The sequence below is a fragment of the Streptomyces sp. NPDC107538 genome (assembly GCF_055657445.1).
In genome coordinates, this window is record NZ_JBVKAY010000006.1 from 506,649 (window position 1) to 524,741 (window position 18,093).

An 18,093-nucleotide genomic window follows, 5' to 3' on the forward strand; every position below is an offset into this window, starting at 1 on the left:
TGACATATGGTGTCAGTGAAGCGGCTCTAACGTGCCGCCATGCCCTTCACCGAGAAGCTGCTGACCGTGCCGCCGCCCGTCGAGGCGGCCGGTCGGCGCGTCAAGCGCTATCACGTCACCGCCGACCCGGCCGGTATCGCGCCCGAGGTCGCGGAGGCGGCTTACGCGCTGCTGCCGAAACTGCTGCCGGAGCCGGACGCGACGACCCCGCCCGCGACCTTCGTCGTCCTGCACCGGGGCGGCGACACCGGCGCCTACCTCAACGTCTACAGCTGGGTGTGGGACAACGTCCTCCACTTCGCCGGCGCTGCGGCGGGACAGCCGGTGCTCGGCTGCCCGGACACCGACCCCACGCACTTCGTCCCCACCGACCGGCCGTGGATCGGCTGCGTGTGGGAACTCCCGCCGATCCAGCACGAGCGCGACGCCTGGATACGGCACATCCTCGCGCCCGAACTCCCCGACCTCGACGCCTACTTGGCCGACTCCCTGCCCGCCGGAACGACCGGAGACCGTTGATGAGCAGCCCGCACGACTTCGACTTCTTCCACGGCGAGTGGGAGGTCCACCACCGCCGCCGCACCGACTTCCTCGACCCGGACAGCGGCTGGGAGGAGTTCCCGTCCACCAGCCGGTGCTGGTCCCTGTTCGACGGCGCCGCGAACATCGACGAGATCGACATGCCGCACCTCGGCTCGAAGGGGCTCACCCTGCGGCTGTTCGACACGGAGACCCGGACCTGGTCGCTGAACTGGTCCTCCAGCCGCAGCGGCACGTTGTTCCCGCCCGTCGTGGGCCGATTCACCGGCGGCCGGGGCGAGTTCCACGGTGACGACACCTACGACGGCAAGGACGTAAGGGTGCAGTTCGTGTGGTCGGACATCACCGCGACATCGGCCCGCTGGGAGCAGGCGTTCTCGACGGACGACGGGGCGGGCTGGCTGACCAACTGGGTCATGGAGTTCACCCGGCCGCAGGCCCCGGCGGCTTCCGGAACGCCCGCAGGCTGAACGTCGGCTCCGGGCGGTCCCGGTCCTGGTCGGGCAGGGCCGCCAGACGGACGGCGAACCGCTCGGCCAGCGGATCGCCCGGCGGGAGCGTGACGAACCAGCCGCGCCGCAGATCGGTGAGCGCGCGCCGGGGGCTGCGGCCCTGCCCCCGGCCCGCGAACGTCGCCCGGCCGGCCGGTTCGAGACCCTGTCCGGCGGCGTACGACTCGATGTCGGCCGGCGTGTCGGTCGCCGGGCGGCGGGGGCGGGCGGCGAGCACGGCGTCGATGTCGCTGCCCACGTTGTGGGAGGCGCCCTTGTCGACGGTCGTGACATAGACACCGCCGGGCCGGAGCACCCGGGCGCACTCGCCGACCACGGCCCGTACGTCCTCGGGGCCGTCCAGCAGATGCAGCAGCCACACACTGGCGACGGCGTCGAACTCCCCGTCCCGGAACGGGAGTCGACGGCCGTCGCCGATCACGACGGAGCCGGGCAGCCGGGTGGCGGCCCGGCTCGCCATCGCGTACGTGAGATCGACCCCCGTGACCCATGTCCCGGGCAGCGCGGCCGCGAGCCGCCGGGTCACGATGCCGGTGCCGCAGGCGATGTCGAGCAGCCGGCGGGGGCCCTCGGGGAGCAGGCCCAGGACGGCGCGGGCAGCGGCCTCGGCGCGGGGCTCGCCGCCGCGCAGGGCGTCGTAGTCGCCGGCCTCCTTGTCGTAGTCCAGCACCCGCCTCAGCTCGCCCCGTGGCCGGGCGCGAGCGCCTCCACCCTGCGGGCCAGCTCGAAGTCCTTCTCGGTGACGGCGCCGCCCGCGCTGTGCGTGCTGATGGTGAGCGACACCGTGTCGTAGCCGAGGGTGAGGTCGGAGTGGTGGCCCAGCTCCTCCTGGGTCTGGGCGATGTGCACGACCAGCGCGGTGGCCGCGAAGTGTGAGCCCAGCCGGTAGGAGCGGGCGATCCTGCCCCCGTCCAGCGACCAGCCGGGCAGCTCCGTCAGCCGGTCCTCGATCTCCTTCTGCGACAAGGGTGCGACGGGCATGGCCCACTCCTTCCGAGACGTCCCCTCCGTGACGTGCGGTCCCTTTCAGCGTGCCACAGCGGGGCCGCCGAGTCCCTGGTCAGACACTTCCGGCACCTCTCCGCCATCGGATCCGCGTCGGATCCGTCAGATCCGTACGCACTCCGTCGCGAAGTCGTCCGCGAGGACGGTGATCTCGGCGCGGCCCTCCGTCGCCGCCACCCACTCCTGGGGCAGCCCGTGGTCGCCGTAGTGGGCGCCGAGGAGGTTGCCGCAGATCGAACCGGTGGAGTCGCTGTCGCCGGAGTGGTTGACGGCGAGGAGCAGCGCTTCTGTGACGCTGTGGGTGGCCAGCGCGCAGTACAGGCCCATGGCGAGGGCCTCCTCGGCGACCCAGCCGGCGCCGAGGGACTCGACCTTCTCGGCGGTCGGGGCGCCCTCGGCGGCCAGGTCGAGGGCGCGGGTCAGGGCCGTGGTGGTCTCCTCGTGGCCGGGGTGCCGGGCCAGCAGCCGCAGGGTGCGCAGCACGGCGCCCTCCAGGGACTCGTCGGCGACGAGGTGGGCGACGATCGCGGCGAGGGCACCGGCGGCGTAGTAGCCGGTGGGGTGGCCATGGGTCATCCGGGCGCCCTGGACGGCCCGCTCGAACGCGGTCTCGGCCGGAACGCGGGCCAGTCCGAAGGGGGCCGAGCGCATGACCGTGCCGCAGCCCTTGGAGTCCGGGTTGACCGGTCCGGGGCGCCCCGGCGGGACGGCCGGTTCGGGCCGGAACGGCTGGGCGAGGCCGGAGAGGCAGGCGTTGCCGGGGGCGCGGCGGGCGTACAGCCAGGGGCGGGAGGCGAGGCCGGAGACGGCGCGCGGGTCGGGGCCGGGCTGCCGCTGGGTGTCGAGCCAGCGGCCGTAGGCGCTCCGGAGCAGCTCGGCCCAGACGGCGTCGGCGCCCTTGAGCCGCTCGTGCTCATGGGCCTGGTGGAGTCCCTCGACGGTGAAGAGGGTCATCTGGGTGTCGTCGCTGACCCGGCCCACGACGCCGTCGCCGTCCGGTACGAGCCCGGTGACACCCCGGTCGCCGTACGTGGCGCGGATGTGCGCCAGCGAGGCGAACTCGACCGGGTAGCCGAGGGCGTCCCCGACCGCGCCGCCCAGCAGGCACCCTCGTACCCGTGCCCGGTAGACGGCCGTCGCCTCCCAGGACGGGTTCCACGGGTTGTACACGCGCCACTCCTCGATCGCCTCGGTTACGTTTTCCGCATGACCATTGTCCCGACCGGTTCCCCGGGCCGCCCCACCGCCCCTGCCGACCAGGGCGTGGGCCCGCTGCTGCGGGCCTGGCGGGAGCAACGGCGGGTCAGCCAGCTGGAGTTGGCGCTGCGGGCCGGTTCCTCGGCGCGGCACATCAGCTTCGTCGAGACGGGCCGCTCCCGCCCCAGCGAGGAGATGGTGCTCCGGCTCGCCGAGCACCTGGACGTCCCCGTGCGGGAGCGCAACGCGCTGCTTCTCGCGGCCGGTTACGCCCCGCACTACCCGGAGACCCCGCTCGACGATCCGTCGATGGCCGCGCTGCGGGAGGGCATGGAGCGGCTGATCCAGGGCTACGAGCCGTATCCGGCGCTGGTGATGAACGCGACGTACGACGTCATGGCCGCCAACCGGGGCATCCTCATGCTGCTCGGCGGTGTCCCCGAGTCGCTGCTCGCGCCGCCGCTCAACGCGATGCGGCTGACCCTGCACCCCGAGGGCATGGCACCGCGCATCCGGAACCTGCGCGCCTGGCGTGGGCATCTCCTGGAGCAGATGGAACGCCAGGTCGCGCTGCGCCGCTCGGAGCCGTTGCGCGCGCTGTACGAGGAGGTGGCGGCGTATCCGCTGCCGCCGGGCACGCCCGAGGACGGCAATGAGGGGGCGGGGGCGGAGGCGGCCGCCTACTTCGCGCTGCCGATGCGGATCGAGCACGAGGGCCGGGTGCTGTCCTTCATCTCCTCGGTCTCCACGTTCAACACCCCGATGGACGTGACCGTGGCCGAGCTGGCCATCGAGACGTTCCTCCCGGCCGACCCGGCGACGGTCAAGTACCTGCACGGCATGCTGTCCTGACGTCGAGTCAGCTCTTCTGTCGGTCACCGGCCGCACCGAGGGCGACGTACTGGGCCGCCGCGAAACCGGCCACGGTGACCGCCTGCAGCAGCGTCCACACCGCGCCCGCCGTGCTCGGCGTGAGCCACAGCACCAGGGCGAGGAGGCTGAGGACGGACCAGGCCAGGTTGGCCTCGATCACGGCCCGGACGGGCGGCACCGGCGGGCGCTCGCGCGAGGCCAGCAGGGCGACGGCCGCCGCGTACACGGTGAGGAACGCGCCGAGTGCGAGGAGCAGTCCGGAGGCGACCCCGAGGAGGCGGCCGAGGGGGCCCGCCGCGAGGAGGTAGGCGAGCCCGTTCGCGCCGGTCACGGCGGCGTCGGCGGCCAGGAAGCGGCGCAGCATGGTCCGGGGGTCGGTGGTGCGGGCGAGTACGGCGAGCCGGGCAGCGGGCACGGTGTTCATGGACATGGCGAATCTCACCCTCCGTCGAGGTGACTGTCGGAATCGGTGACCTCACCCTGCCTCGCGGGGCGTACGGCGGTCGATTACCTCCGAGGTCATGACGCCCCGTACCCTGTGGGGTCGTTGTGACCGGGGGCTCGCCGGGAGCGTCGCGTTCCGGTCGGCCCTGTGAGATGTCCACCGGGGCATGACAGACTGTTGGTGTATCTCGGCGCGTGGGGAGGCGTGGCGTGAGTGAGCGGCGGGCCGCGCCCACCGTGGGTCAGGTGGTGCTCGGAAGACGGCTCCAGGAACTGCGGGAGGCCGCCGGGCTCAGACGCGAGGAGGCGGCACGCGTCCTCCGGGTCGCCCCGGCGACCGTACGGCGCATGGAGACCGCCGACGTCGCGCTGAAGATCCCGTACGTACAGGTCCTGCTGACGACGTACGGCGTCACCGAACCCGAGGTCGTCGCCTTCGTGAAACTGGCGGAGGAGGCGAACAAGCCGGGGTGGTGGCAGCGGTTCCACGATGTGCTGCCCGACTGGTTCAGCGTGTACGTCAGCCTGGAGGGCGCGGCGCATCTGATCCGGCAGTACGAGCCGCACTTCGTACCGGGGATGCTGCAGACCGAGGAGTACGCGCGGGCCGTGATGGAGGCCGGGACGGTCGGCCGGACCGGGCCCGAGACCATCGAACGCCATGTCTCGCTGCGGATGGCCAGACAGAAGCTCCTCACCCAGGAGAGACCACCGCACCTCTGGGTGATCATGGACGAGACGGCCCTCATGCGGCCGGTGAGCATGCACTCCCAGGTCATGCGCGACCAGATCGACCGACTCCTGGAGATCACCGAGAAGGACCATGTGATCCTCCAGGTCTGCGAGTTCGCCAGCGGCCCCCACCCCGGCACCTACGCCCCCTTCTCCCTCTTCCGCTTCGCCGAACCCGAACTCCCCGACATGGTCTACACGGAGTACCTCACCGGCGCCCTCTACCTCGACTCCCGCACCGAGGTCGCCCTCCACCTCGAAGTCCTCGACCACATGGCCGCACACGGGGCCTCCGCCGAGGAGACCCGGGACATCCTGCTGCGGTACCGCGACAGGTACTGAGCGGGATGAGATGAATCTCCGCCCCCTGACTGCTGGTTCCGAGGACGCGATACACGGCGTGTGGCGGCTTCCCGCTCTTGACGCGATGCGGGGCTACCGAGCCCTTTGGTGGAGCGTTGGACCCGTCGGTGAGCTTGCGGTCTTCCTGGTCCATCGGCGACATCTGCGTCACACCCGCCACATCAAGGGGTGGATCGGATGGGGGCCGGAACTCCCGTTCACGGGCGAGCTGGTCACCGTCACGGGACAGGAGGAGCGGCGCGTCCCGGTGAAGGACATTCGGATACGGCCCAGTCACTTGGCCCTGCTCCCGGATTGCCGATTCCTGCTGGTGAGCGGGCGTACGTTCCGCAACGAGCCCGAGGGGTCCTGGGCTTCCAACGCGGTGGTGTTCTCCCCGTCCGGAACACCTGAGGTCGAGTTCTGCGTCGGTGACGACATTCCGGCCTTGGTCACCGACGCCCAGGGAGGCATCTGGACGGCTCATGGGGACGAGGGCATCTACGGCGGTCACCCCGAGTCAGGAGCGGGCCTCGCAGGCTGGGACACCCAGGGCCGGACCTCCTGGACTCCCCAGGACCGACTGCCCGACCACCCGCTGGGGGGCTGCACCGCCGCGACCGAGAACGAACAGGTATGGCTCGTCTGGTACTCCGGCAGCAGCAGTGGCGACACCTTCCTGACACGGATCACTCCGTCGACCGGCGATGTCGTCAGCTACCCCAGCCCCGTTCCCCACCCGGACGGATTCGCCGTCCGCGACAACAGGGCAGTACTTACCCGCCGTCACCACAACAAGCGGTCCGTTGACCTCATACGTGCTCAGCTCGACGGCACCACCTGGACAGTGACCAGCCGCCGCCGGCTACGGGTGCCCGGTCGAGTCGTCATGCGCTGCGGCCAAGGCCGCGACGGTTCCCTTTGGCTCCGCGCGGGTGATACCTGGCTGCGCATAGAAGCATGAACGATCCGGGAAGCTTCGCGGCCGGTACAACTGCGGGGCCAGGGCCGCACGCCTTCCTCCGGCGCCGCACGCCACGCTCCCTCCGCCGCGACGGCGACCAGTACCCGCCCATGAGCGGCCCGGTGGTGCCGAACCCGCCGTCACCGTGTCCGACGGTCTACGCCGCTCCCCCCTTCGGCCCCTTCTCCTCGTCCACGATCTCCGCGTCCACCACTGTGTCGTCCTCGGACGGGCCCGGTGGTGGTGGGGCGGTGGGCGTGGCCGCGGCGGCGTACATGGCCTGGCCCATGCGTTGGCTGGTGGTGGAGAGGTGGTCGGTGGCGGTGCGGAGGGGGGCCGTGTCCTCGGGGTGGTCCAGGAGGCGTTTGACCTCGGCCACCGCGGTCTCGACCTCGGCGCGGCTGTCGGCCGGGACCCGTTCCTCGTTCTCGCGGAGGAACTTCTCCGTCTGGTACACGAGTTGCTCGGCGTGGTTGCGGGTCTCGGCGGCCTCCCGGCGCCGGCGGTCGTCGTCGGCGTACTGCTCGGCCTCCCGCATCATCCGGTCGATGTCGTCCTTGGGGAGCGCGGAGCCGCCCGTCACGGTCATCTTCTGTTCGCGGCCGGTGGCGAGGTCCTTCGCCGAGACGTGCATGATGCCGTTGGCGTCGATGTCGAAGGCCACCTCGATCTGCGGCACCCCGCGCGGGGCCGGCGGCAGACCCGTGAGGTCGAAGACGCCGAGCTTCTTGTTGTACGCGGCGATCTCCCGCTCCCCCTGGTAGACCTGGATGCCGACCGAGGGCTGGTTGTCGGCTGCCGTCGTGAAGATCTCCGAACGGCGGGTGGGAATCGTGGTGTTGCGCTCGATGAGCTTGGTCATGATGCCGCCCTTGGTCTCGATGCCCAGGGACAGCGGGGTGACGTCCAGCAGGAGGACGTCCTTGACGTCGCCGCGGATGACGCCCGCCTGGAGCGCGGCGCCCACGGCCACCACCTCGTCGGGGTTCACCCCCTTGTGCGGGTCCTTGCCGGTGAGTTCCCGCACGAGATCGGTGACGGCGGGCATCCGCGTCGACCCGCCGACGAGGACGACCCGGTCGATCGCGGCCACCTTCACCTTCGCGTCCTTCACGGCCTGCTGGAACGGCGCCCGGCAGCGGTCGAGCAGGTCGGCGGTCAGCTCCTGGAACTGAGCCCGCGTCAGTTTCTCCTCCAGATGGAGCGGACCCTCGGAGGAGGCCGTGATGTAGGGGAGGTTGATGGAGGTCTCGGAGGAACTGGACAGCTCGATCTTGGCCTTCTCCGCGCCCTCACGCAGCCGTTGCAGCGCCATCTTGTCGGTGCCGAGGTCGACGCCGTACTTCCCCCGGAAGCTCTTGACCAGGTACTCCACGACCCGCTGGTCCCAGTCGTCGCCCCCGAGCCGCGTGTCCCCGTTGGTGGCCTTCACCTCGATGACCCCGTCACCGATCTCCAGCAGGGAGACGTCGAAGGTGCCGCCGCCGAGGTCGAAGACGAGGACGGTCTGCTCCTCGCCCCGGTCCAGCCCGTACGCGAGGGCCGCGGCCGTCGGCTCGTTGATGATCCGCAGGACGTTCAGGCCCGCGATCTCGCCGGCCTCCTTGGTCGCCTGCCGCTGCGCGTCGTCGAAGTACGCGGGCACGGTGATGACGGCGTCGGTGACGTCCTCCCCGAGATACGACTCGGCGTCCCGCTTCAGCTTCTGCAGGACGCGCGCGGAGAGTTCCTGGGCCCGGTAGCGGGTGCCGTCCACGGTGCCCTGCGCCGAACCCTGCATCGCACCCTGCTCGGGGAACCGCCAACCCCCGTCGCCCATATGGCGTTTGACAGAGCGCGCGGTGCGCTCCACGTTCGTCACGGCCTGCCGCTTGGCGACCTCGCCGACCAGCACCTCGCCGTTCTTGGCGAACGCCACCACCGAGGGTGTGGTCCGCTGCCCCTCCGCGTTGACGACGACCGTCGGCTCGCCGCCCTCCAGCACAGCCACCACCGAGTTCGTCGTACCGAGATCGACCCCGACCGCACGCCCCATCGCCGTCCCCTTCCAGCGGAGATCCGCAAGGATCCGCGAGGTTCCGCCAAGTGTCCCCACCACCAGCACAAAACTTGAGTGGGCACTTGTCAACGGGGCGGCGACGGGGCGCGCGAAGCAGACCGTCAGGCGAGTTCGGCGGTCAGCGTGATCGTCGTGCCGGTCAGGGCCTGGCTGACCGGGCAGTTCTTCTTTGCGCCCTCGGCCGCCTCCTGGAAGCCGGCCGCGTCCAGACCGGGGACCTCGCCGCGGACGGTGAGGTGGATACCGGTGATGCCCTCGCCGGGCTGGAAGGTCACGTCGGCCTTGGTCTCCAGACGGGTGGGCGGGGTGCCCGCGCCGGTGAGGCCGTGCGAGAGCGCCATGGAGAAGCAGCTGGAGTGGGCGGCCGCGATCAGCTCCTCGGGGCTGGTCTTGCCGTTCGCCTGCTCCGCGCGCGACGGCCACGACACCGGCTGCGAACCGATGCCGGAGGAGTCGAAGGTGACGGTGCCGGTGCCCTTGAGCAGCTCGCCTTCCCAGACGGTGTGTGCGGTGCGCGTGGTGGCCACGATGAGTCCTTTCTGTGGGTCACGATGCCGGTCCGGCTGCCAGAACCCCCTTGCCGGGGTCCCGTTGCCGGGTTCCGTGCCCCATCCGATCACACTCCGGCGCGTGCGACGCTCATCTCACTCTGAACACCGGCCCCCGCGCGGTGAACGGCAGACGAGCGCCCTGTGGAATCAGATAGGCGTGCTCACGGCGCACCCGCAGCACATCGCACCACCCGTCGGTGATGACGAGCACCGGCGCGCCCCGCGGGAAGTCCTCGGCCCGGAGCAGCAGATCGACGCCCGGCTGCAGTTCCGTACCGCCGCGCCCGCGGACCCGGACCCGCCCGGCGATCTCGGTGACCGGGACGAAGCCCGCGTCGTGCGGGGCGGCGTCGCAGAAGACGACACGGGCGGCCGGTACGTCACGGGCCTCGGCGTACGAGGCGATCGCGCCCAGCGCCTTGCCGAGCAGCGTGCGGTCCATGGAGGCGGAGGTGTCGAGGACGACACCGAAGGTGCAGCGGGCGATCTCCTCGGGCGGGAAGTACCGTCCCGCGCGCGGGATGTCGGGGGTCGCCGACTGCCGGCGCGAGGGGCGCGCGTAGGTCCGTACGGGCTGCGGGCGGGGCACGAACTCGTCGAACCAGCGGGCGAGTTGCGCGTCCCAGGGCAGCGGCGGATGGCTGAGGGCGCGGATCTCCTCGACCAGGCCCGCGGGCAGCAGCCCGCGTTCCTGCCGCTCGTGCAGCTCGAAGCCCCGGGCGAGGCCCCTGCGGTAGAACTCGTCGAGGTCCACGTAGTCACGGGGTGAGCCGAGCGGGCCGCCGAGGATGTCACCGGCGCCCTTGCCGCGGAGGGTGGCGAGCCGGCGCATCCGGCGCAGATCGCCGGCGATCCGGTCGTAGACCTCCTCGGCCGACAGCCCGGCCAGCCCGGCGTCGTACAGCAGCCCGTCGGGCATGGTGCCGACGCGCATCTCCCGCAGCCAGCCGTTGATGACGTAGTCGGCGGCGACGTTGAAGAGATACGGGTCGCGGGTGCCGCGGCGGTCGCCGTGGCGCAGGGCGGCGTGCAGCATCTCGTGGGCGAGGATGAACCGCCATTCCTCGTCGTCGAACCGGCGCAGCGGGTTGATGTAGATCTCCCCGGCCTCCGCGTCGACGGCGGCGATGGAGATGCCGTGGGCGTGGGCGAGTTCGACGTCGGCGACGATCCGGATGCCGGCCGCGATCCCGCCGAGCAGCGGGTAGGAGGAGATGAACCAGCTCAGGGCCTTCTCCCAGGGCCGTCTGCGGACCGGTTCGTCGTCCAGGGTCGCGCGGCGGCCGCCCGCCATGTCCATCGCGGCGGACATCGTGCGGGTGAGGGCGTGCGCGAAGGCCAGCTGCCAGTCCGTGGGCTGTCCCCGCCACTTGGGCCGGGGCAGCAGCAGCTGGTCGGGCTCGCTGCCGGCCGTGCCGCAGTTCTCGAACACCGCCGGGAGGCCGTCGCGGCGCCAGTGGGCGGCGAGCCGTTCCTCGTCGCCGTCCGGGTAGCGGGTGGGCAGATGCTCGGGGGTCAGGCCGACGGGGAAGGTGAGCAGGAACCGGTTGACGGCGACACAGCGGGCGGCGAGGTCGAACCGGTCGGGCTGGTCGCGCACGTCCGGGGCCGACGGGACGTGTCCGAAGCCGAGGTGGAGGGCGGCGTGGGCGATGGCCCAGGCCCAGGCGTCGGGGGTGGCGAGCCGGTCGGGGTCCGCATGCAGCACCCCCTCGGAGTCGACGCGGACCAGGCCCTGGCGGGGCGCGACGGCACACTTCTCGTTGCGGCAGACGGTGAACCCGACCGCGCGCAGCGCGGAGTTGCAGCGCACCGTCGCCAGTCCCGCCTCGAACGCCTCACCGGCGAGGTCCCGCTTCGTCTTCCGCTGGGCCTTCCCCTTGCCGCCCGCGCCGCTCACCTGCGGGCCTCGACCAGCCGGGGCATGTCGCGGGCCGCCTCGACGAGGAACCAGGCGGGCAGGACGGGGTTGCCGTCGGGGTCGTCGGCGATGACGGTCTGGGCGACCTCGACGGAGATCTCGGCGAGCCGCACCAGCAGCGACTTGGCGCGGTAGGCGGTCTGCCGCCCGTTCGCCGACATGTGCTGCCTGCTGACCGGCAGTTCCTTGATCAGTCGGCCACGGAAGGAGTCGGCGAGGTAGTAGAGCAGGTCGCGGTCCTCCACGCGGTGGGGCCAGCCGGCCTCGCCCTTGAGGATCGCCTCGATGCCGAAGCGGCTGCGCACGATCTTGACGTAGCCGCGGAACGCGACCGCGTGCGCCGGGGTGAGCGTCCCGTGCGCCAGGACCGCCAGGGTCTCCTCGTCGAGGTCGCGGCCGAAGGAGTGCAGCGCGTCGGAGAGCATGTGCCAGGAGCGGGGCGTCGAGAACGGCTCCTCGCTCTTCGGCGGCTTCGACCACAGATGGTCCGGGCGGTCGGTGAGGTGGTCCACGACCCAGGGGTGGATACCGCCGCCCCGCGCCCACACCAGCCAGTCCTTCGGCGAGGCCTCCAGATGGACGTGGGTGAGCCGGTTGACCAGGGCGGAGGCCATCGGGCGGGCGAGGGCGTTGTCGGTGGCGCGGTTGCCGGCGCCTATGACGATCGACCCCTTCGGCAGCTCGTAGTTGCCGATACGGCGGTCCAGGATCAGCGAGTAGAAGGCCTTCTGCACATCCGGGCCGGCCGCGTTCAGCTCGTCCAGGAACAGGCAGTACGGCTCGTCGCGGGCGATCGCCTCCGGCGGGCAGAACACCGAGCGGCCGTCACGGATCTGCGGGACGCCCATCAGGTCCTCCGGCGCGAGCTGGGTGCCGAGGAGGCTGACGCATTCCAGGCCCAGGGACTCGGCGAAGTCCCGTACGAGGGAGGACTTGCCGATGCCGGGGACGCCCCAGACGAAGACGGGGCGGACGGTGGCGAGGTTGAGCAGAAGCTCGGGGAGACGAGAGGGCGTGACGGTGACGGCTGCCTGCAAGGCGTGGGCTCCAGGGGTTTGTTCTTCGAACGGTGCGAACAGTGTGGGCGAGCTGTTCGCGGGAGCGCAGCCGATTATTTGTGGATCGGGTGCCTATGCGTCTGCCGGGTTCTGTTCTTTGGCGGGTGCGGGTCGGTTCGTGGCTGGTCGCGCAGTTCCCCGCGCCCCTTCGGGGCGCTCCGGCTCGGCCACGGGGACTTGGGGACCGTTCGATTCTCTCAACCAGCGCCGCAGGACCCCGTGGATCTGTTCCGCGCCCACCAAGGGCTCGTCGTGCTCCACCGGGGCGGAGAGGGCCAGGGGGGACATGAGGAAGGGGCGGGACTGGCAGCCGCCGAGGCCGCCGTGGGAGCCGATCTGTTCCTCGAAGGCGAGGACTTCGCCGTCGGTGGGGTCGTACCAGGAGTTGACCATGATGTCGGCGGTGTGCGGGAAGCCGTGGGTACGGCGTACGGCGTCGGCGGCGCCGGGGCCGAAGTCGGCGAGGGGGCCTGGGTGTTCGTCGCTCAGCTCGTCGACCGGGATCTCCGCGCCGTGCGCGCCGAGGACGAGGCCGCCGTGTTCCTCGCTGCGGACCAGGACGAAGCCGATGCCGGGGTGGTTGGCGAGGGTGGAGAGCAGGGCCGGGTGGCGGGCGTCGATCTCCTCGCGGCTCAGCCGGTGGGAGACGTCCGGGAAGGAGACCAGGCCGAGGTTGCCGGAGGCGAGGACGATCGGCTCGGAGCGGCGGGTCGGCCGGTGCTCCTCGACGCCCTCCTCGACGGGGATCCGCAGCGCGGCCCGGACCGATGCACGGGCCTCGGCACCGCTGTGGGTGCGCCGGGCCCGGCGCGGCACGGGCAGCCCGCAACCGGCCCGGACCAGGTTGCCGAGGGTGAGGCCGTAGCGGCCGAGGAAGGTCTCGCCGGGACTCTGGCCGTGGTCGGAGAGGAGCACGATCCGGTAGGCGCGCGGGGCGTGTTCGGCGACCTGGGCGATCAGTGCGAGGGAGCGGTCGAGGCGTTCGAGGACCTTCGCGGCGTCCCGGCTGTGCGGGCCGGAGTGGTGGGCGACCTCGTCGTACGCCACCAGGTCCGCGTAGATCGCCGCGCGGCCCGCGAACATGTCGCCGATCACCGCGGAGACCACCACATCGCGCTCGACGACGGTCGCGAAGGCGCGGATGAACGGGTAGAGCCCGCCGCGTTTGACGCGGGGCCGCTGCTGGGCGAACCGGGCGCGGGTGGACTGGCCGGTCTCGCGGATGACGTCGGCGACGAAGGACATGGCGGTACGGACGGCGTTGGCCGGGTCGGAGAAGTAGGCGAAGTACCCGGCGCGGGAACGGTTCCGGCGGCCCCGGCGGGCCGCGATCGACAGGACGAGCGCGAGCTGCTCGGCGCCGCCGCTGAACAGGTTGCCGCGGCTGGCGCCGTCGACGGTGAGCAGACCGCCGTCGCCGGTGCGGTCGATGGCCCGGCGCTGGAGTTCGGCGGCGCTGGAGGGCCGGTTGCAGACCATCACCTCCCGGGTGTCCTTCTCGTACCAGCGGAAGGCGGGCACGTCGTGGTTGGTGCCGTGCAGGATGCCGAGCTGGCTGGCGCCGGTCTGGCTGGACCAGTCGGTGCGCCAGGGGGTGAGCCGGTGGGTGGGCCGGGGCGTGGGTCCGGGGGCGGGTCCGGCGGCGGGTCCGGGGTGCGGGGTGCCGTCCGGTGACCGGCCGAGCCAGGCGGCCACCGTGGGCATCAGGCCCTTCTCCGTCGCCGCCTCCAGGACATCGTGGCCCACGCCGTCGAGCTGGAGGAAGACGGTGCCGGGTCCGGCGGGCCCCGGACGGCCTTCGGCGTGCCTGCGGCGGCGGTCGGCCAGCCGGTACAGCCGGCGGCGGTAGGCGTCGTCGTCCCGTACGGCGAGGGCGCCGCCGGTGGCGGAGGCGACGGCGGACATCACGGCGGCGACCACCACGGCGGTCTCGGGCGCCACCGCGCCCTGGCCGGAGGGGTTCAGGCGCAGGGCGAGCAGGAGCAGGGAGCCGTTGAGGAAGAAGACGAGCAGGCCGAGGACGAGCGCCGGGACCAGCAGCAGGGCCCGCACCAGCAGGGGCCACACCAGTGAGGAGAGCAGACCGAAGGCGCCGGCGCCGAAGGCCGCGGTCACGGCGATCTGGGTGGCGCTCTCACCGGACTCGGACTGCAGCCGGAAGTCGGGCAGGGCGCCCGCGAGCACGAGCATCGTCAGGGTGGACACCGCCCATACGGCGAGCATCCGCCAGATCCCGCTCAGTACCCTCCGCCAGCGGCCACCGCCCACGTTCGGCCATCCTTACGTCCCGTTTCCTGGGCTCAGACTGTCATACGGGGTGGGGGCGCCGGGGTGGCGTTTCGGGGTGGCATGGGGGCACGGTCCGGGGAGGGGGTGGGGGTTGCTGTGCGTCGCGGGCTGCGGGTGCGTGGGGCTTCTCGCGCAGTTCCCCGCGCCCCTTCAAGGTGCCCGGCGCTCGAAAGGGCGCCCTCGTCAGCTGCTCAGCGGCCCGTCCCCCGCTCAGCGCCCCGTCCCCCGCTCAGCGGCCGTCGTAGCCCGCTGTCGGCATGGAGAGGCGGCGGTGGACGTGGGCCTTCATCTGGGCGTCGTAGGCGGGTTCGGCGTGGCCGACGGTCTCGACGCGGATGCCGCGCCGGGCGCACTCGGCGGTGAAGTCGTCGACGGAGGCGAGGGCGCGTTCGAGGACGCGGTGGCTGGGGGCGACGAAGAGGTCGACGAGGCCGGCGTCGACGTCGGCCCACAGCGCGCAGTGGTCGGAGCGCAGACCGCGTACGAGCAGCTCGCGGGTGATCACATAGCCGCGCTCGGCGGCCCAGCCGGCGCACATGGCGTGCTGGCTGCGGGAGTCGACCAGGAAAGGGTCCGCCTCCAGTTCCTCCAGCGGGGTCAGGCTCGCTATGGCCGCGACCCGCACCACCGCCCCGCGCCCCGCCGCGCCACCACACCCGCGCGCCGCGTCCTGGTACGCCACGCCGGAGGCGCCGCTCCCGTCTCCCTTGTCTCCCATGGTGTCCCCCTCCCCCTCCGGGTCCGGGCCCCGTCCGTTGAGCAGGCCACGGGCACCGGGCCCGGCACGCCTGTCCACGGCATGATCCGCCGGACAGGCCCAGGCCGCAGACCCTACTCCAGCCCGTAGGCTCGGGGGAGTAGCGCGAAGGAGGCGAACGGAGTGCCGGTGGAGATCACCTGGTGGGGTCATGCGACCTGCACCGTGGAGGATTCGGGTACGAGGGTGCTCACCGACCCCCTGTTCGCGCGCCGGCTCGCGCATCTGCGAAGGCGCCGGGGTGCGCCTCCCCCGCCGGAGGCGGCGGTCGCGGACGTCGCGCTGGTGTCGCATCTGCACGCCGACCATCTGCACGTCCCCTCGCTGGCCCGGCTCGCGCCGGGGACGCGGCTGGTGGTGCCGAAGGGCGCGGCACGCCAGGTGCCGGGGCTGCGCAGACTGGCACATCTCCGGCTCTCCGAGATGGCGGCCGGGGACGAACTCAGCGTCGGTGACCTGGCCGTTCGTGCCGTTCCGGCCCGGCACGACGGACGGCGGCTGCCGGTCGGGCCGCACCGTTCGCCCGCGCTCGGCTTCGTGGTCGAGGGTGAGGCGCGCACCTACTTCGCCGGGGACACCGGGCTGTTCCCGGAGATGGCCAAGGAGGTCGGGCCGGTCGATGTGGCGCTGCTGCCGGTCGGCGGCTGGGGGCCGTATCTCGGCGAGGGTCATCTGGACGCGGGGCGCGCGGCGGAGGCGCTTGCGCTGCTTGCGCCCCGGAGCGCGGTTCCGGTGCACTACGGCACGTACTGGCCGATCGGGATGGACGCTGTGCGCCCCCATGAATTCCACGCCCCCGGTGAGGAGTTCGTGCGCCTCGCCGCCGCCCGTGCCCCCGAGGTGACCGTGCACCGGCTGGGACACGGGGAGAGCGTCCGGCCGGGGGCGGCCCGGTGATCGTCCTGAGCGCCGCGAGCGCTCCGCTGCCGTACGCGTCCACCCAGCAGGCGATCGGCTATCCGACGCTGTTCCTGCTGGTGCTGGTCGGGGCGCTGGTGCCGGTGGTGCCGACCGGGGCGCTGGTCAGTTCGGCGGCCGTGGTGGCCTTCCATCAGGCGGCGCCCCTCGCGCTGTTGCTGGTGTTCGTGGTGGCGTCGGTCGCCGCGTTCCTCGGGGACATCGCGCTGTACTGGCTGGGGCGTCGCGGGATGGGCTCCAAGAACGGTTCGCGGTGGCTGGAGGCGATCCGCCGCCGGGCGCCGGAGGACCGGCTGGAGCAGGCGCAGGCGAAGCTGGAGGACCACGGGGTGGCCGTGCTGGTGCTGTCCCGGCTGATGCCGGCCGGGCGGATTCCAGTGATGCTGGCCTGTCTGATGGCGAAGATGCCGTTGCGGCGGTTCGCGCGGGGGAATCTGCCGGCGTGCCTCGCGTGGGCCGTGACGTATCAGTTGATCGGGATTCTGGGCGGGTCGCTGTTCAAGGAGCCGTGGGAAGGGGTGTTGGCGGCGGTCGTGTTGACGTTGCTGATCAGTGTGGTGCCGAGCGTTTGGCGCCGGGTGGTCCGCTGAGAGCTCGGGACCTGGTGTGCGTTGCGGGCCGCGGGTGCGCGGGGGGCTTGTCGCGCAGTTCCCCGCGCCCCTGACGGACAGGGCTACGCCCCTGTCCGTCAGTCCAGCACCCGGGAGCCGCCCACCGGCAGGTCCCACAGGTGCTCTCGTGGCAGGCCCGCCGTCTGCCACGCCGTCCTCACCCGTGTCAGGGGTTCCAGGACCGGTTCCGCCGAGAGGACGAAGGTGGCCCAGTGCATGGGGGCCATGCGGTGGGCGCCGAGGTCCTGGAAGGCGCGGACCGCGTCCTCCGGGTCGCAGTGGACGTCGCTGAGCCACCAGCGGGGGTCGTAGGCGCCGATCGGGAGCAGGGCCAGGTCGATGCCGGGGTAGCGGCGGCCGATGAGGGAGAACCAGTGGCCGTAGCCGGTGTCGCCGGCGAAGTAGAGGCGCCTGCCGTCGGGTGCCGTGAGGACCCAGCCGCCCCACAGGGAGCGGCAGGTGTCGGTGAGGGTGCGCTTGGACCAGTGGTGGGCCGGTACGAAGTCGAAGCGGACACCGCCGAGTTCGGCCCCCTCCCACCAGTCCAGCTCGGTGACCCGGTGGAACCGGCGCCGGCGGAACCAGCGGCCCAGTCCGGCGGGCACGAACACCGGGGTGTCGCGCGGGAGTCTCGCCAGGGTGGGGGCGTCCAGGTGGTCGTAGTGGTTGTGGGAGATGACCACCGCGTCCACGTGGGGCAGCGCGTCCCAGCCGATGCCGACGGGGGTGATCCGGGCGGGCGTGCCGAGGATCCGGCGCGACCAGACCGGGTCGGTGAGGACGGTGAGCCCGCCGATCCGCACCACCCAACTGGCGTGCCCCGCCCAGGAGACGGCGACGGTACGGGTGTCCACGCGGGGCAACGGGGCGGGCGCGTACGGCAGTCGCGGGATGTCGACGAGCCCCTCGGCCCCCGGCCGGACCGAGCCCTCGCGGGCGAACCGGGCGAAGGCCTTCAGGCCGGGGAGGGGGGTGGTGAGCCGGTCGGCGAAGGAGCGCGGCCAGCGCCGCCGCTCCCCGAGCGGGCGGGGCTCGGCGAGGGGCGGCACCAGAAACGCCCCGGCTGCCTGGGCGCCGGTGGCCGCCGGGGCAGCGGTGGTTGTAGCGGTGCCGGGGGTCGTGGCGGTGCCGGCGGTCGTGGCGGTGCCGGCGGTCGTGGCGGTGCCGGTGGTCGTGGCGGTGCCGGTGGTCGTGGGTGTCGTCGGCGGATTCGCGTCTGGCGGGTGAGGTGCGTGGCCGAGTGGGGGTGCGTGGGGGCTGATCGCGCAGTTCCCCGCGCCCCTTTGGGGGGCGGGGTGCCGGGGGTCGGTGGTCACTTCG

Annotated in this window: 18 protein-coding genes; 7 read left to right on the forward strand and 11 right to left on the reverse strand. The window is 72.3% G+C overall.

The genetic code is table 11. From position 1 onward, the window contains the following. The first annotated feature begins 39 nt into the window (after positions 1-39). Both ACZ7MG_RS23815 and ACZ7MG_RS23820 read left to right on the forward strand, forming a co-directional pair. Positions 40-519, forward strand: coding sequence for a hypothetical protein (locus tag ACZ7MG_RS23815; RefSeq protein WP_471383215.1), 480 nt, complete (start codon positions 40-42; stop codon positions 517-519). Further along, the gene (locus ACZ7MG_RS23820; RefSeq protein WP_471383217.1) at positions 519-1,010 is read left to right on the forward strand and encodes a hypothetical protein; all 492 of its coding nucleotides are present in this window, start codon (positions 519-521) and stop codon (positions 1,008-1,010) included. Before ACZ7MG_RS23815 ends, ACZ7MG_RS23820 begins: the two co-directional genes overlap by 1 nt. Here the strand turns inward: ACZ7MG_RS23820 and ACZ7MG_RS23825 are convergent. The 3 genes from ACZ7MG_RS23825 to ACZ7MG_RS23835 form a co-directional block, all read right to left on the reverse strand. Beyond that, positions 964-1,722 carry a class I SAM-dependent methyltransferase gene (locus ACZ7MG_RS23825; protein WP_471383219.1) on the reverse strand — a complete coding sequence of 253 codons (759 nt, stop codon included), beginning with the start codon at positions 1,720-1,722 and terminating at the stop codon, positions 964-966. The genes ACZ7MG_RS23820 and ACZ7MG_RS23825 overlap by 47 nt on opposite strands. A gap of 5 nt (positions 1,723-1,727) precedes the next feature. Next, on the reverse strand, positions 1,728-2,033 hold the full coding sequence (locus ACZ7MG_RS23830; protein WP_471383221.1) for a 4a-hydroxytetrahydrobiopterin dehydratase: 306 nt from the start codon (positions 2,031-2,033) through the stop codon (positions 1,728-1,730). 126 nt (positions 2,034-2,159) lie between these two features. Beyond that, on the reverse strand, positions 2,160-3,227 hold the full coding sequence (locus ACZ7MG_RS23835) for an ADP-ribosylglycohydrolase family protein (RefSeq protein WP_471383222.1): 1,068 nt from the start codon (positions 3,225-3,227) through the stop codon (positions 2,160-2,162). 36 nt (positions 3,228-3,263) lie between these two features. On the opposite strand from ACZ7MG_RS23835, the gene ACZ7MG_RS23840 reads away from it, so the two are divergent. Continuing rightward, positions 3,264-4,106: a helix-turn-helix domain-containing protein gene (locus ACZ7MG_RS23840; RefSeq protein ID WP_471383224.1), complete on the forward strand. Its 843-nt coding sequence runs from the start codon at positions 3,264-3,266 to the stop codon at positions 4,104-4,106. 7 nt (positions 4,107-4,113) lie between these two features. Here the strand turns inward: ACZ7MG_RS23840 and ACZ7MG_RS23845 are convergent, their stop codons facing one another. Next, positions 4,114-4,557: a hypothetical protein gene (locus ACZ7MG_RS23845; protein ID WP_471383225.1), complete on the reverse strand. Its 444-nt coding sequence runs from the start codon at positions 4,555-4,557 to the stop codon at positions 4,114-4,116. A gap of 224 nt (positions 4,558-4,781) precedes the next feature. Between ACZ7MG_RS23845 and ACZ7MG_RS23850 the strand changes: the two genes are divergently transcribed. After that, the gene (locus tag ACZ7MG_RS23850) at positions 4,782-5,645 is read left to right on the forward strand and encodes a helix-turn-helix domain-containing protein (protein WP_471383226.1); all 864 of its coding nucleotides are present in this window, start codon (positions 4,782-4,784) and stop codon (positions 5,643-5,645) included. Positions 5,646-5,976: 331 nt separating this feature from the next. Continuing rightward, positions 5,977-6,609 carry a hypothetical protein gene (locus tag ACZ7MG_RS23855; protein WP_471383228.1) on the forward strand — a complete coding sequence of 211 codons (633 nt, stop codon included), beginning with the start codon at positions 5,977-5,979 and terminating at the stop codon, positions 6,607-6,609. A 157-nt stretch (positions 6,610-6,766) separates the two neighbouring features. Here ACZ7MG_RS23855 and dnaK read toward each other — a convergent pair whose 3' ends face one another. The 6 genes from dnaK to ACZ7MG_RS23885 form a co-directional block, all read right to left on the reverse strand. Next, on the reverse strand, positions 6,767-8,644 hold the full coding sequence (dnaK, locus tag ACZ7MG_RS23860; RefSeq protein ID WP_471383230.1) for a molecular chaperone DnaK: 1,878 nt from the start codon (positions 8,642-8,644) through the stop codon (positions 6,767-6,769). A 125-nt stretch (positions 8,645-8,769) separates the two neighbouring features. Further along, on the reverse strand, positions 8,770-9,195 hold the full coding sequence (locus tag ACZ7MG_RS23865) for an OsmC family protein (RefSeq protein WP_012999567.1): 426 nt from the start codon (positions 9,193-9,195) through the stop codon (positions 8,770-8,772). 112 nt (positions 9,196-9,307) lie between these two features. Further along, positions 9,308-11,119, reverse strand: coding sequence for a vWA domain-containing protein (locus ACZ7MG_RS23870; RefSeq protein ID WP_471383231.1), 1,812 nt, complete (start codon positions 11,117-11,119; stop codon positions 9,308-9,310). Then, entirely contained in the window at positions 11,116-12,177 is a 1,062-nt protein-coding gene (locus tag ACZ7MG_RS23875) for an ATP-binding protein (protein ID WP_471383233.1), read from the reverse strand. Before ACZ7MG_RS23875 ends, ACZ7MG_RS23870 begins: the two co-directional genes overlap by 4 nt. A 93-nt stretch (positions 12,178-12,270) precedes the next feature. Next, on the reverse strand, positions 12,271-14,421 hold the full coding sequence (locus ACZ7MG_RS23880; RefSeq protein ID WP_471383997.1) for a phage holin family protein: 2,151 nt from the start codon (positions 14,419-14,421) through the stop codon (positions 12,271-12,273). A gap of 295 nt (positions 14,422-14,716) precedes the next feature. Beyond that, positions 14,717-15,205: a hypothetical protein gene (locus ACZ7MG_RS23885; protein ID WP_471383234.1), complete on the reverse strand. Its 489-nt coding sequence runs from the start codon at positions 15,203-15,205 to the stop codon at positions 14,717-14,719. Between the two features lie 162 nt (positions 15,206-15,367). Here ACZ7MG_RS23885 and ACZ7MG_RS23890 point away from each other — a divergent pair, with 162 nt between their 5' ends. Next, on the forward strand, positions 15,368-16,141 hold the full coding sequence (locus ACZ7MG_RS23890; RefSeq protein ID WP_471383236.1) for an MBL fold metallo-hydrolase: 774 nt from the start codon (positions 15,368-15,370) through the stop codon (positions 16,139-16,141). Then, positions 16,138-16,752, forward strand: coding sequence for a DedA family protein (locus ACZ7MG_RS23895; protein ID WP_471383237.1), 615 nt, complete (start codon positions 16,138-16,140; stop codon positions 16,750-16,752). The genes ACZ7MG_RS23890 and ACZ7MG_RS23895 overlap by 4 nt, the downstream gene beginning before the upstream one ends. A gap of 98 nt (positions 16,753-16,850) precedes the next feature. Here ACZ7MG_RS23895 and ACZ7MG_RS23900 read toward each other — a convergent pair whose 3' ends face one another. Next, entirely contained in the window at positions 16,851-18,089 is a 1,239-nt protein-coding gene (locus ACZ7MG_RS23900; protein ID WP_471383239.1) for an MBL fold metallo-hydrolase, read from the reverse strand. Between the last annotated feature and the right edge of the window lie 4 nt (positions 18,090-18,093).

What these genes read in the sequence shown, in the direction of transcription:
- ACZ7MG_RS23815 (WP_471383215.1), top strand. Translation starts at nt 40, where the DNA reads ATGCCCTTCACCGAGAAGCTGCTGACCGTGCCGCCGCCCGTCGAGGCG.
- ACZ7MG_RS23820 (WP_471383217.1), top strand. Translation starts at nt 519, where the DNA reads ATGAGCAGCCCGCACGACTTCGACTTCTTCCACGGCGAGTGGGAGGTC.
- ACZ7MG_RS23830 (WP_471383221.1), bottom strand. Translation starts at nt 2,033, where the DNA reads ATGCCCGTCGCACCCTTGTCGCAGAAGGAGATCGAGGACCGGCTGACG.
- ACZ7MG_RS23840 (WP_471383224.1), top strand. Translation starts at nt 3,264, where the DNA reads ATGACCATTGTCCCGACCGGTTCCCCGGGCCGCCCCACCGCCCCTGCC.
- ACZ7MG_RS23845 (WP_471383225.1), bottom strand. Translation starts at nt 4,557, where the DNA reads ATGTCCATGAACACCGTGCCCGCTGCCCGGCTCGCCGTACTCGCCCGC.
- dnaK (WP_471383230.1), bottom strand. Translation starts at nt 8,644, where the DNA reads ATGGGGCGTGCGGTCGGGGTCGATCTCGGTACGACGAACTCGGTGGTG.
- ACZ7MG_RS23880 (WP_471383997.1), bottom strand. Translation starts at nt 14,421, where the DNA reads ATGCTCGCCGTATGGGCGGTGTCCACCCTGACGATGCTCGTGCTCGCG.
- ACZ7MG_RS23885 (WP_471383234.1), bottom strand. Translation starts at nt 15,205, where the DNA reads ATGGGAGACAAGGGAGACGGGAGCGGCGCCTCCGGCGTGGCGTACCAG.